Here is a 14,192-nt window from a genome sequence, read left to right as displayed (position 1 = left end):
ATCTTTGGAGGGACTATCTTTGCGGATCTTTCTTAAAAGCATACCTATGCTGATACTAGGAGTCGTGTTATTTGTACCAAATGCGTTTGCGGCAAACTCTGTTACAAGGCTGGATGGAGCAAGCAGATATGAGGTTGCTGTGAATGTTTCAAAACAAGGCTGGAGCAGTGCGAGCACGGTTGTTGTGGCAAACGGAACAGCGTATGCAGATGTATTAACTGCTGCACCTTTAGCTTACAAATACAATGCCCCGATTTTATTGACGGAATCATCTAAACTGACTGCGCCGACGAAAGACAGAATCAGCCAGCTTAAACCGAGCAAGGTTATCGTCATTGGCGGAACAATAAGTGTTTCTAACAACGTTGTAAGTGACATTAAAAAATTGGGTATTTCCAATGTGGAACGGATCGGCGGAAGAAGCCGCTATGAAGTTGCCCAAAATATTTCTAAAAAGTTATCTTCAAATTCAAAAGCGGTAATCGCAAATGGCACGGCATATGCTGACAGTCTGGCGATCGGTTCTTATGCTGCTCGTAATGGTATTCCAATTTTACTGACTACTGCAAGCTCCATTCCTGCACCAACGAAAAATGCGATGAACAGCAAAGGGACATCATCGACTATTGTGGTCGGAGGAGAAATCAGTGTCTCTAAAAATGTTTACAGCCAGCTTCCTTCACCAACAAGAATCGGCGGAAACAGCCGTTTTGAAGTGGCTGCAAACATAGCGAAAAAATATTATTCTTCATCAAAAGCCGCATTTGTCAGCAATGGCTATCAATATGCCGATGCATTAGCGGGTTCTGTTCTGGCGGCGAAGCAAAATCGCCCAATGCTATTTACTGACGCCGGTTCATTGCCGACTGCGACAAGAACAGTCATCGGATCAAATAGCAAGAATACCTTCACAGTTCTTGGGGGAACTATTTCAGTGACAACAAATGTCGTGAACCAGCTTAAAAATGTAATTGTAGGCAAAAAGGTATTTGTGGATGCAGGACACGGTGGTTATGACAGCGGCGCGGTAGGTAATGGTTTAAAAGAGAAAGATGTTAACCTTGCCGTTGCTAAGCTTGTAAACAGCAAACTTTCCAATGGTGGAGCCATTCCGATTATGGCCAGATCTACAGATGTTTTCTTAGAGCTTTCAGAGCGGGTTGCAAAAGCAAAAAGCAATAATGCAAACCTGTTTGTGAGTATTCACGCCAATTCAGCAACTCCTGCTGCAACAGGTACTGAAACCTACTATTATACAAAGTATGAGTCAGCGAATAGCAAACGTCTCGCAACAGAAATCCAAAACAGACTTTACAAAGCCCTTAACACTCAAAACCGAGGCGTGAGATTAGGGAATTTCCATGTCATCAGAGAATCAACGATGCCGAGCAGTTTAGCGGAGCTGGCGTTCATTTCAAATGCGAACGACGCAAGTAAGTTAAAGAGTGCTTTGTATCAAGAAAAAGCAGCTCAAGCTATATATGAAGGAATCATTGGATATTATTAGGGGATTAAATTAGTAGACATCAATAGCGGCTTGCCGGCAGAACCCATCAGGAATTGCCGGCAAGCTTTTTTATACGATAAAATGAGAAAAATTTTAAACCACATATGCTATGTAAAAGTTTAACAAAATTTAAGGTTAGGCCTATTCTTATTGACAGATGTTTTTGATATAATTATCAGGCAAAAATATAACCGATCCATTAGGGTAGTGAGGTAATCGATGAAAATAAGCATTGTTATCCCTGTATATAATTCAGAAGATCTTATTTCCGAATGTCTTGATAGCTTAGTTAACCAAACGATGCCAAAAGAGGATTATGAGATTATATGTGTCGATGATAAATCTACGGATTCATCTTTAGACATTTTGAATCGATATAAAAAGAAATATGACAATATTGTTGTTGTTGAAAGAACCATAAATTCAGGCGGTCCAGGTGCGCCGCGGAATGATGCAATAAAAATTGCCAAAGGTGAATACATCCTGTTTGTTGATTCCGATGACTATCTAGGCAATGAAGCATTGTTAAAATGGTACAATTTCTCAAAAGAGAATGATTCAGATATTACTTTAGGTAAGTTAAAAGGGATAAACGGCCGAGGTGTTCCCAAATCAATGTTTAAGGAAACAAACCCAGATGTTGATTTGGTTGATTCCAAAATTGTTTTCACATTGGGACCCCAAAAACTGTTTAAAGCCTCACTTTTAAAAGAAAATCAAATCATCTTCCCTACTCACATAAAAGCAGCGGAAGATCAAGTCTTCACAATGAACGCTTATTTAAAGGCAAAGAAGATTTCTGTTTCAGCTGACTATGATTATTACTATCTGGTCAAAAGAGACGGTGAACATATGAGTGTTGCTTATGTTCCCCCAGAGAACTTTTATGGAGCAATGGAAGATATTATCTCTGCTATCAAGGCTAGTGATCTGGAAGAAGCAAGAAAAACGAAACTGATGGCAGTATTTTTAAACAGGCATTTCGATTTTTCGCGGACAAAAAATGTCACAATAAAAATGAAGACAGATGAAGAAAGAGCTGAATGGTTTAAATATTTGTCTTCATTTATTCATGCAGTACCTGAAGAGGCTGACCAATTTGTGCTTCCGCATATCAAGTTGCGGCTGCTGTTTATTCGGAATAATGATTTGCAGGGGTTAACCCAGTATGAGCGTGAGGAACAAGACATTAAAAAGTTCTGTGTTGTATATAACGGGGATTTAATTGCACGTTATCCGAGCTTAGAACGCTATCCAATTTCTGAAGAGTTATTAAAAGTAAATTATAAAAATAAGCTTGAACATTATCTGCAGAATATTGAATTTAGCGATCACAGCCTCAGCATTCAAGGAACCATTAAACACAAATTGTTGGATGATGAAACGAATCAAAATCAATCTCTGACAGGAATATTTGTTCATCGCGATACAAAGGCGGAAAAATATATCGCGCCGGCTAATTATGAAAATTCAACATTTACATTTGAGTGCAGGTTTGATGAACTGGCATCTGCAGAAGAAGACTTAGGCGTTTGGGATTTCTTTATTGAATCGTCGATAGACGACTACAAATTAAGGGCGAGAATCGGAAACAAGCGTGCTGCGTATAAGTATTCTACAAAAACGATGTATTTAGGGCATAATGCTTTGTTTGTCTTCAGTGCAAGACCATATTTCACAATGAACTACGATAATCTTTCGATTGATATAAAGAAACATGCCTATACAGAAGCAGAACTTTCATATGAAACAGAATCAAAAGATTTATCATTTATTTTTAAAGATAAGCAAATCTGTTTGCCAAATCATTCAAAAATCATTGTGAATACCGGACAGTCTGAAATCTCATTACCGGTAAAACGTATAGAGTTAGAGCCTAATTGTACAAAATTGACAGTAAACGTGCAGAGTTTACTTGAACAGCTAGTTCATGTAAAGAAAGAGCGATTAATTGAATTTGCGATAAATACTTCCCAAAATAAAATCAGTGCAAAAGTGGATAACCAAACAATTGTCCTGGACACAAGGAATGTGGAACGAAAATCCATGTTATTCTTTAGTAAAATGGTTGAGGTTCAATACAAGCTGTTAACCTCTAAATCAAAGTTTTATTTTCAATATTAAATGTTTCACAACGAAAAGAGACAAATCAGTAAAATGATTTGTCTCTTTTTTTAAATAATATGCTTAATTTTTAAAAAAAGTGTCTAAAACAATAAAAAGTTTACGGATAAATGTCAGAAAAAATAACAAATTCACACTTCTTAACATACCATTTACATCCAATTAACATCCGTCTGCTAAACTGACTGGCATAGGTCATCATAACATCCCAAACAAATCGTGAGGTGTGTGTCAGTGAGTGCAGAGAAAAGCATGAATGTGAGTCGTGAATTCTCAGTTCAGCAAATACATTCTTTTACATTATCTGAAAAGACGGCTCGTTATTTGGCAATAAAGCGCGTAATGGATATTTGGTTTGCGCTCATTGGGTTGGCGATTGCGCTGCCAATGATTGCGGTATTTTCAATATTGATTTGTTTGGAGACACCGGGGCCTGCCATTTATACGCAGGAACGCGTAGGGAAAGGCGGGAAACCATTTAAGCTTTATAAGCTTCGTTCCATGAAAATAGATGCCGAGAAGTCTGGAGCGGTTTGGGCACAGAAGCAAGATCCGCGGGTGACAAGGATCGGAGCTTTTATCAGAAGAACGAGAATTGACGAGCTTCCTCAGCTGTTTAATGTGCTGAAAGGCGATATGAGTATGATTGGCCCTCGTCCGGAACGGCCTGTATTTACGGAAAAATTCCAGAATGAGATTCCAGGCTTTACACAGCGTCTGGCTGTTAAACCGGGATTGAGCGGCTGGGCTCAGGTGAACGGCGGTTACGATATGACGCCGAAGGAAAAGCTGATATTTGATTTATATTACATTCGCAATCTGACTTTCACTTTAGAATTAAAAATTATGTTAAAAACTTGTAAAGTAGTTTGGACGGGTGATGGTGCAAGATAAAACGGGATTCCATTATTCACCATCAATCTGAGCTTAAAAAGAAGTAGGGAATATGATGCCAAGTATTACAAAACAAATCATGAGCGGTGCAAAGTGGACAAGTATTTCAACCATGTGTATTACAATCATACAAATTGTTCAGTTTGCCCTGCTTGGAAATATGATGACCTTAACAGAATTTGGGCTTGTCGGCATGATCACAACGGTTACAGTTTTCGCCCAGATTGTGCTCGATATGGGTTTTGGCGCAGCATTAATTCAGAGAGACGACGCGACGGAGCGCCAGCTGTCAACATTGTATTGGCTTAACATTATGACGGGCGTTTTGCTGTTTGTTCTTTTATATGTGAGCAGTCCTGTCATTGCGGGATTTTATCAAAGAGAAGAGCTGGTGTTTCTGGTTCGGATTCTGGCGATTATGTTTTTGATCGCGCCAATTGGACAGCAATATCAGTATATGCTGCAAAAGCAGCTGCATTTTAATACGTTAAGCAAAATAGAGATTTTTTCAAATGTATTGTCATTCGGATATTTAGCGATAGCAGTTTTTATGATGGATGCGATTTTGGCGTACGTGATTTCTCAAGTCCTGCTGCAGTCCAGTAAAGGGATTTTATATTGGGCTGTATATCGAAAAAAGTGGCATCCTGCTTTTGTTTTTGATTTGAGAGGCATGAAGGATTTCTTTACTTTTGGAGCCTTTCAGCTTTCATCCCGTCTTGTGAACAGGCTGGGAGCAAATATCGACATGATTTTGATCGGCCGGTTTATTGGTGCTGAAGCATTGGGGATTTATAACCTCGCTTATCAGATTGTCACCATTCCGGTTTTGAAGATCAATCCGATTGTCACACGGGTGGCATTCCCTGTTTTCGCAAAAAACAAATATGAAAACAGCGTGATCAGAGAAGGCTTTCTGAATATGACAAAAATGCTGGCGCTTGTTTCGTTTCCGCTGTTAATCGGGCTCGTGTCTGTGTCAGACGCCTTTATCACAGCGGTTTTCGGAGAAAAATGGCTTGCTGCTGTTCCGATCCTAAATGTTCTGGCGATTGTCGGAATACTAAGAGTGCTCATGAATCCAAATGGATCTGTGTTGCTGGCTAAAGGAAGAGCAGACTTAGCATTTTATTGGGATTCCGGCGTTCTGCTGCTGTATGGATTATCACTGTTTGCAGCTGTACAGACGGGAAGCCTGCTGACAGTCGCATGGGTGTATGCCATTATCAGTGTTGTTAATTTCCTGATCGGGCGCTGGCTTTTGGCATATGTCATCAAGCTTCACCTTTCAGCTTATTTCCAGTCGATTATGAAGCCATTTCTGATTACTGCGGCGATGGGCATCATCGCGTTTGGTGTAAGCCTCAGTACCGAACACTTCAGTATGCAGGCAGAAATGCGGCTGGCCATTTCAGTTGCAGCCGGGGCGCTGTGCTATCTCTTTCTTTTGGTAAAAGCGTACCCTCAAACGAAAAGCAAACTACTAAGAAAAGGACGTTTGTCATGAAGATTTTGTGGATCACAAGCGTATATCCGAGCAGTATGAAACCCGGAGAGGGTGTGTTTCATGAGACACAGGTGCAAGAGCTGCAAAAACTCGGGCTTGATATCACTGTGATATGCCCACGGCCTTTTCATTCAGCGCCTGTCCGCATGCTGAAAAAGACATATCGAAAAAAGGATGCCAGACCGGAGTATGAGATTAGAAAGGGAATACCGGTTTACCGGCCTTTCTATCGGGCAGTTCCCGGCCAGCTGAAGTGGGCGCAGCCTCATCGGAGAATCGCATCAGCCGTTTTAAAAACCATGAATCAATGCGACCTATATCCGGATCTGATCCATGCGCATTTTGCCATGCCATCGGGCGGGGCTGCGGCAGTCGTGTCAGAGTCAGCGCAAATTCCTTATGTCCTGACTTTGCATGGCAGTGATGTGAATGTCTATCCGCATTACAGCAAAGGAGCGTTTAAAGCCTTCAAGCGTGCCGTAGGTTCTGCGTCAGTTGTTTTAGCAGTCAGCCACAAGCTTCAGGAAGAAGCCAAAAAGCTTTCGGGCTTTGACAGCTCGGTTTTGCCAATCGGCATACAGCTCAGCCGTTTTCAGGAGAATGAGGAGACGAAAGAGGAAATCAGAAAAAGACTCGGACTCCCGCTCGATCAGCGTCTGGCTGTCTATGTCGGCCGGCTGGTCAGAGAGAAAGGCATTTTTGAACTGTCTGAAGCGATCGAATCGCTGCAGGACTCTCCTAAGGCAGTCTTTGTCGGGGATGGTCCCGCAAAATCGACGCTGACGCAGAAGGGGCATATCGTCACAGGCCAAGTGCCGAATCATCAGGTAAGAGACTATTTACTTGCGGCAGATCTATTTGTACTTCCTTCTTACAGTGAGGGGATGCCGACTGTTGTGATTGAGGCGCTGGCGCTAAGGGTTCCTGTTATTTGTACGGATGTTGGCGGAGTGTCGTCTTTATTCGGAAAGCACCAACATCTGCTGATTAAACCGAAATCCGCTCAAGCCTTGGCGGAAGCGATCACTCGGTACGAACATGAGCAAATATGGAAGCCGGAAGTAGCAGATGACTTGTATGAAACCGTGCAGGCTCAATTTGACGCAGGAAAAAACGCCAAGGCCTTGCATCATCAGTATCAGACGGTCACGAAAACGTCCGTTTAATCGTAAGACACTGCGACCATTATAAATAGGAAGATCATTTTACAGGAGAGGGTTGAGCGCTGTGAAAAAAATAGCTGTCATTGGAACAGGTTATGTAGGACTCGTATCAGGCACTTGCTTTGCGGAGATCGGCAATAAAGTTGTTTGCTGTGATATCGATGAATCAAAAATCAGAAGCCTGAAAAATGGGGTAATCCCAATCTATGAACCAGGGCTTGCAGACTTAGTTGAAAAAAATGTGCTGGATCAGCGCCTGACCTTTACGAACGATATCCCGTCTGCCATTCGGGCCTCAGATATTATTTATATTGCAGTCGGAACGCCTATGTCCAAAACAGGTGAAGCTGATTTAACGTACGTCAAAGCGGCGGCGAAAACAATCGGTGAGCATCTTAACGGCTACAAAGTGATCGTAAATAAAAGCACAGTCCCGGTTGGAACAGGGAAACTGGTGCAATCTATCGTTCAAAAAGCCTCAAAGGGGAGATACTCATTTGATGTTGTATCTAACCCTGAATTCCTTCGGGAAGGGTCAGCGATTCATGACACGATGAATATGGAGCGTGCCGTGATTGGTTCAACAAGTCATAAAGCCGCTGCCATCATTGAGGAACTTCATCAGCCATTCCATGCTCCTGTCATTAAAACAAACCTAGAAAGTGCAGAAATGATTAAATACGCCGCGAATGCATTTCTGGCGACAAAGATTTCCTTTATCAACGATATCGCAAACATTTGTGAGCGAGTCGGCGCAGACGTTTCAAAAGTTGCTGATGGTGTTGGTCTTGACAGCCGTATCGGCAGAAAGTTCCTTAAAGCGGGTATTGGATTCGGCGGTTCATGTTTTCCAAAGGATACAACCGCGTTGCTTCAAATCGCAAAATCGGCAGGCTATCCATTCAAGCTCATCGAAGCTGTCATTGAAACGAACGAAAAGCAGCGTGTTCATATTGTAGATAAACTTTTGACTGTTATGGGAAGCGTCAAAGGGAGAACCATTTCAGTCCTGGGATTAGCCTTCAAACCGAATACGAACGATGTGAGATCCGCTCCAGCGCTTGATATTATCCCAATGCTGCAGCAGCTGGGCGCCCATGTAAAAGCATACGATCCGATTGCTATTCCTGAAGCTTCAGCGATCCTTGGCGAACAGGTCGAGTATTACACAGATGTGTATGCTGCGATTGAAGACACTGATGCATGCCTGATTTTAACGGATTGGCCGGAAGTGAAAGAAATGGAGCTTGTAAAAGTGAAAACCCTCTTAAAACAGCCAGTCATCATCGACGGCAGAAATTTATTTTCACTTGAAGAGATGCAGGCAGCCGGATACATTTATCACTCTATCGGCCGTCCCGCTGTTCGGGGAACGGAACCTTCTGACAAGTATTTTCCGGGCTTGCCGCTTGAAGAATTGGCTAAAGACTTGGGAAGCGTCAATTTATAAAAAGAAAAAGTGTTACTTGGTTGAAGCTGCCGGCTGCTAGGCTCGGCCGCCGGCTCCTGAAACATCAGGAAAGGGGTTAAACATGTGAGTATCAAACGATCAGCGGTCCATACGCTAGCGTTACTGGCCGCTGCTATATTTGGAGTCGTCCTATTGCTGGGAGCCATCCATAAAGATATAGGTTTCATGCAGATGGCTGCTGTGCTTGCGGTGTTGGCAATTGGCCTGTTTTTACTGACGCTTGCAACCGCATTTACAACAAAAGAACGGCTCTTTATGGCTGTAATCTATATTTTGATCGCCTGCACTTTTTTAAATAATGCATTTTTCGCTATTCATCTTGGATTTTTCAGTTTGTTCCTTTACCGGCTTCTGCTCATCGCAGCGGGTTGCCTTCATATTTTCGGCATGGTTCGGAATCGAACCCATATTGAAAGATGGCATGGGCTGCAAGTAAAAGGGATATTGCTCTTTTTCGCCTTTTGGTTTATATATGGCCTTGTTTCTCTGCTGTGGGCCAAGTCGGTAACAGTTGGCCTCAAGTATTTAGCCTTATTGGCAATGGGAATTTTCTTCATTTATCTTATTGTCATGTACGTGCAAAAAATGGAGCGGCTGATGATTGTTTATGCCATTTGGCTGGTGATGACGGTATTTCTGATGATCATTGGCTTTTACAATCATATCACCCACCATCATCTTGCGAGTTCCACATTGTACAGCGGACCGGAGTATAAGCAGCATTATCCGACATCGGTCTTTTTTAATCAAAATGACTTTGCGACCTTTTTATCCATCAGCTTCTTTTTTTACATCACGATGATGAAAAACATTAAGAATGGATACATCAAGGCAATTGGCCTTGTGCTCTCGCTCTGTGCGTTGTATTTAATTTTTGCCACTGGTTCAAGAGCCAGCCTTCTGGGTATTTTTGCAGGTATTGCTGTCTACATCTTCATTGTATTGCCGCCTGTTTTAAAGAAAATGGCTATATGGCTGTCGGCGGCGGGAATTGCTCTTTTCGCAGTTCTTTTCGCCAGCAAAATCTATTCAAAGTTTTGGGAGCTGTTTCTGGCCCCGCAGACGCTACATTCATTTCATGACAGGCTTCCATCAAATGTGGCTCGGGCAAATCTGCTGAAAAACGCTTGGCATTTTTTCCTTGATTCATACGGATTCGGAGTCGGAGCAGGAAATGTATCCTATTATCTTGAGCATTATGCTGTATATGATACTGACAATGTGGCAGAGGTGCATAACTGGCTTGTTGAAATTCTTGCTAATTTTGGCTTGTTCATCATGCTGGGATATCTGTCCGTTTATGCCTACCTCATATGGGTGCTTTACAAGTTTTATGAAAGAAAATTAGAAAATCAGTCAAAACTGATCACAGAAGGACTTATTACCGCTATGGTCAGTTTCCTGGTATCAAGTATCAGCCCAAGCTCTGTTTCAAATTTATTTTTCCATTGGGTGTTTATGGCGCTCGTCATCGCCGCCGTGAATGTGTTAAGGCGATCCAGACAAACGCCTGAGCCGATGTACAGATAAACAGACTACAAAAAGCAGGGAGACTTATATGAACGATATATTGATAAGAATAGCCCGTCGCATAAAAAAAAATATCATTTGGATCATAGCGGTGCCAATTATATTAGGTGCGGCGGGGTATATCCTGCCGTCACAGATCGCTGATCAAAAGAGCTATACAGCAGAAGATACTTTGGTTGTGGGGAGCTATGATCATCCGGTTTATAACAGCACAGAAGAGATTCCGCTTCTGCTTAAGAGCGACTCTTTTTTGAAGGAGGCGCTTCCTGATGAAAAGGATGAAGATGTAGCAGAGATCAAAGAGAAGCTTACCATCAAAACGGAATCCAAATCGTTACTGACTTTAAGCTATAGCGACGAGGATAAAGATAGAACGGAATCTGTCTTAAACGCCATATCCTCCACCTTCCTCAAAAATGATCAAAAGCTGTATGCAGAAAGAGAAGCCGTCATCCGCAGCAGCATAGACGCGCTTGAAGGCGAGTCGGTGAGCGAGGATTCCAAAGTGGATAAAGAGAGATTTTTATATGAGCTCAAAAACACACAGCTTAACCTGAAAGCGGCAAGTGTTACTGATTCCGAAACCGTAAGTGAGACAGCAGGCGGCGGAATGTCTCCGAAAAAGAAAGCAGTTCTCGGCGTTATGATTGGCCTTACGATTGCCTTTATGTTCGTTGTCATTCCTGAATTTTTCAGAGAATCCTTTTAAAATCATACGATGGAGATGTGATCATGACCAATTGGAAACCTCTCGTATCTGTCATTACACCTACCTATAATGCGCGTGACTATATTGAAGACACGGTTCATTCGGTATTAGATCAGAGCCATCCTCATTGGGAAATGATTATCGTGGATGATTGCTCAACGGATGGGACCCGCGACATTTTACAGCAGTATGAAAAAATAGACGAAAGAATTCATGTGGTGTATCTGGAAGAGAACTCCGGAGCTGCGGTTGCTCGCAACAAAGCGTTGGAACGCGCTCAAGGGCGCTACGTAGCATTTTTGGACAGTGATGACAAATGGAAAAAAGACAAACTGGAAAAGCAGCTTGAGTTTATGATGGAGCGCTCCTGTGCGTTTTCTTTCACGGGCTACAGCTTAATGGCGCAGGACGGGACCCCACTCGATAAATTTATTCATGCGCCGGAAAGCCTGACGTACGATGACGCCCTGAAAAATACAATTATCGGCTGCTTGACGGTGATGATTGACAGGGAGCAAACGGGACAGATCCAAATGCCGAATATCAGAACGAGACAGGACTTAGCCACATGGCTGTCTCTTTTAAAAAAAGGATTTACTGCCTATGGAATGAATGAATGCCTGGCTGAATATCGGCTTGTCAATAACTCAATTTCCAGCAACAAATGGAAGGCTGCGAAAAAAACGTGGTTTGTCTACAGGGAGATCGAACGGCTTCATTTTATGAAAGCAACATGGTGTTTTGTTCAATATGCAAAAAACGCGGTAAAAAAAAGATTATAGCCGCAAACAGAGAGAAAAGGTGATGAAGGTGGAAACAAAAGAAGCAATCATTCATGTTATCGTTGCCACTGCTGAATGGGGAAAAGACCAATTGAGATACAGAAGGCACCGGCTGGCAGAATTTTTAGCTGCTCAGGAGGAAACGAAGGAAGTTATTTGGGTATGTCCGGCTCCGCGTGCCCAAGGGAAAGAGTTTCAGGAAGTCCATTCTGGCATCAGGCAATTCGCTGTCAAAGACCTGCTGCAGAAAAAAATGTTTCGCTTCGGACGATATACAGATGTCTTTTACAGACATAAGCTCTCCCCATTACTCGATGAGCTTACACCTGCTTCTGCAAATGGTGAACGCTGCTGTTTATGGTACACGTTTCCTGGATTCCCGCTACTGTCTTCGCTGTATCCTTGGGATCAGGTCATTTATGACTGCAGTGACTTATGGGCGGCGCCGATTAGCGGCCGATCAAATCTGCTGTCTGAATTCCGGCGAAAAGTCATTAAATCGGCAGAGCTGAGAATTATACAACGAGCAGATTCAATAACCTGTTCATCAGATTATCTTCACAAGGAAGTAGACAAAAAACTGACTGCAGGACGAGAAAAGGTTCATACTGTGGAAAACGGTGTGGAGTATGAGCTGTTTTCTGCACATAAACAAGCTCCCGATCGCAGTATACTGCAGGGGAGAGAAGGAACGGTGTTAGGCTTTATTGGCGGGATTAAACCGAAGCTCGATTTTAAAATGATTGAAGAAGCCGCCCTGCAAAAGCCTGATTGGACATTTTTATGGGTTGGCCCGGATGCCACCAATGGTGATGTTTCGTTTCAAGAGCTGCTGAGGCTTCCAAATGTCATATGGACCGGCCCGGCAGATCCGAAAGAAGTTCCGCATTTTATGGAGCTTATCGACATTGGCATCATGCCTTATAAAAAATCATCGTATAATCAAGCTGTGTTTCCGCTGAAACTATTTGAATTTTTAGCGGCAGGAAAACCTGTCATCGGCTCTAATCTTCCGTCAACCTCAAAAATGCAAAAGCCGTATGTATACGAATATGTAGAAGGTGATCATCCAATTGATTTTATAGCAGCTTGTGAAAAAGTTCTCGAAAAAAACGGAGACGAAACCTATAAAGAAATGCGCCGAAACATCGCTCGCACACAAGATTGGAATTGCTTATTTAGACAAATTATGAAATATACAGGGATTCAAAAACATGCGTAGTCCTATAAATTGGGATGCGCGTTTTTTGATTATACGTGTTTCTTTTTGATGAAGCTTGTTATAATAACTAAGGAGAAGGTATAATGGAAGGAACGGTTCTCTATATAAATAAAGACTTCATTTAATTCCAAAGGAGACTTCTTTATGCTTGACGAACGCATGATTCGCATTGTTGTTGCGTTTATTGTCTCGCTGCTGACAGTTTTAATCATAACCCCAATCGTAAAAAGGATTGCGATTAAAATAGGTGCAGTTGACCAGCCCAGCAATCGAAAAGTACATGACAAAATCATGCCCCGCATGGGCGGGCTGGCCATATTTATCGGGGTGGTTGCAGGCGTGCTTGCATCCGGTATTTACACAGAAACAAGGATGACGGCAATTACAGTCGGAGCATTCATCATTATTGTGTTAGGTATTCTTGACGATAAATATCAATTAAGTGCAAAAGTTAAGTTTTTGATTCAATTAGGTGTAGCCATTATGATTGTAAGCACTGGCTTAAAAATGGACTTTTTCTCAGTACCTTTTTTAACAGAACGGTTTGAGTTAGGATGGATGGCTTATCCGCTGACGGTATTATGGATTGTCGGCATCACGAACGCAATTAACCTGATTGATGGATTGGATGGCCTTGCTGCCGGTCTTTCTGTTATCGGCCTGTCAACGATCGCTGTCATGGCGCTATCCGGCGGAAAAGTGCTCATTCTGTCACTCTCATTAGTCGTTATTGCCAGCACGCTAGGGTTTTTGTTTTACAACTTCCACCCGGCAAAAATCTTTATGGGAGATACGGGATCACTTTTTTTAGGGTATAGTATTTCGATTCTTTCATTATTAGGCCTGTATAAAAGTGTCACATTGTTCAGTATCGTTATCCCGATTATTATATTAGGCGTACCGATTTTTGATACAACTTTTGCTATCATCAGGAGAATATTAAACAAACAGCCGATTTCAGCGCCTGATAAGTCGCATATTCACCATAGACTGATGGCCTTTGGCCTTTCACATCGGATGTCGGTCTTAGTTATTTATTTAATTGGATTTATTTTCAGTATCAGTGCGATAGTACTTAAAAGTGCCACAATTTGGCTTTCTTTGTTTATTATCTTCATTTTAATTATTTTTATGCAAATCATAGCAGAAGTGACAGGACTCGTGAATGAAAAATTTAAGCCGTTTACAAAGTTTTATAAACGGCTGGTGAAAAGGAATTAAAAATTCCGGCTTATGTGCCGGAGTTTTTTTCTGCGCAAAAATGCCCGATCCTCTAAAAGGAC

General features: G+C 42.2%; 11 protein-coding genes. All 11 read left to right on the top strand.

Annotation, left to right across the window (positions count from 1 at the left end; genetic code table 11):
• The first annotated feature begins 19 nt into the window (after nucleotides 1–19).
• Nucleotides 20–1,507 carry an N-acetylmuramoyl-L-alanine amidase gene (locus NYE53_RS17910; protein ID WP_327828488.1) on the top strand — a complete coding sequence of 496 codons (1,488 nt, stop codon included), beginning with the start codon at nucleotides 20–22 and terminating at the stop codon, nucleotides 1,505–1,507.
• A 219-nt stretch (nucleotides 1,508–1,726) separates the two neighbouring features.
• The gene (gene tarQ, locus NYE53_RS17905; RefSeq protein WP_339246022.1) at nucleotides 1,727–3,631 is read left to right on the top strand and encodes a (poly)ribitol-phosphate teichoic acid beta-D-glucosyltransferase TarQ; all 1,905 of its coding nucleotides are present in this window, start codon (nucleotides 1,727–1,729) and stop codon (nucleotides 3,629–3,631) included.
• A gap of 234 nt (nucleotides 3,632–3,865) precedes the next feature.
• Nucleotides 3,866–4,525, top strand: a complete 660-nt coding sequence (locus NYE53_RS17900; RefSeq protein ID WP_003242561.1) for a sugar transferase — start codon at nucleotides 3,866–3,868, stop codon at nucleotides 4,523–4,525.
• Between the two features lie 55 nt (nucleotides 4,526–4,580).
• Nucleotides 4,581–6,032, top strand: a complete 1,452-nt coding sequence (locus NYE53_RS17895) for an MOP flippase family protein (protein WP_339248572.1) — start codon at nucleotides 4,581–4,583, stop codon at nucleotides 6,030–6,032.
• Nucleotides 6,029–7,198, top strand: coding sequence for a glycosyltransferase family 4 protein (locus NYE53_RS17890; protein WP_339246019.1), 1,170 nt, complete (start codon nucleotides 6,029–6,031; stop codon nucleotides 7,196–7,198). Before NYE53_RS17895 ends, NYE53_RS17890 begins: the two co-directional genes overlap by 4 nt.
• A gap of 61 nt (nucleotides 7,199–7,259) precedes the next feature.
• Nucleotides 7,260–8,645, top strand: a complete 1,386-nt coding sequence (gene tuaD, locus NYE53_RS17885; protein WP_014478137.1) for a UDP-glucose 6-dehydrogenase TuaD — start codon at nucleotides 7,260–7,262, stop codon at nucleotides 8,643–8,645.
• Nucleotides 8,646–8,729: 84 nt separating this feature from the next.
• On the top strand, nucleotides 8,730–10,196 hold the full coding sequence (gene tuaE / locus NYE53_RS17880) for a teichuronic acid biosynthesis protein TuaE (RefSeq protein ID WP_339246016.1): 1,467 nt from the start codon (nucleotides 8,730–8,732) through the stop codon (nucleotides 10,194–10,196).
• Nucleotides 10,197–10,224: 28 nt separating this feature from the next.
• Entirely contained in the window at nucleotides 10,225–10,905 is a 681-nt protein-coding gene (locus NYE53_RS17875) for a Wzz/FepE/Etk N-terminal domain-containing protein (protein WP_032726970.1), read from the top strand.
• A gap of 23 nt (nucleotides 10,906–10,928) precedes the next feature.
• Nucleotides 10,929–11,687, top strand: coding sequence for a glycosyltransferase family 2 protein (locus tag NYE53_RS17870; protein WP_339246013.1), 759 nt, complete (start codon nucleotides 10,929–10,931; stop codon nucleotides 11,685–11,687).
• Between the two features lie 28 nt (nucleotides 11,688–11,715).
• Nucleotides 11,716–12,909, top strand: coding sequence for a glycosyltransferase family 1 protein (locus NYE53_RS17865; protein WP_339248570.1), 1,194 nt, complete (start codon nucleotides 11,716–11,718; stop codon nucleotides 12,907–12,909).
• Nucleotides 12,910–13,053: 144 nt separating this feature from the next.
• Nucleotides 13,054–14,130 (top strand): MraY family glycosyltransferase, encoded by a 1,077-nt coding sequence (locus NYE53_RS17860; protein ID WP_003227975.1) that lies wholly within the window; start codon nucleotides 13,054–13,056, stop codon nucleotides 14,128–14,130.
• Nucleotides 14,131–14,192 lie beyond the last annotated feature (62 nt).

Source organism: Bacillus sp. FSL R5-0523 (assembly GCF_037975295.1).
Lineage (GTDB): Bacteria > Bacillota > Bacilli > Bacillales > Bacillaceae > Bacillus > Bacillus subtilis.
The sequence above is the reverse complement of the archived record's forward strand: the minus strand, read 5'-3'. Positions and strand labels throughout refer to the sequence as shown.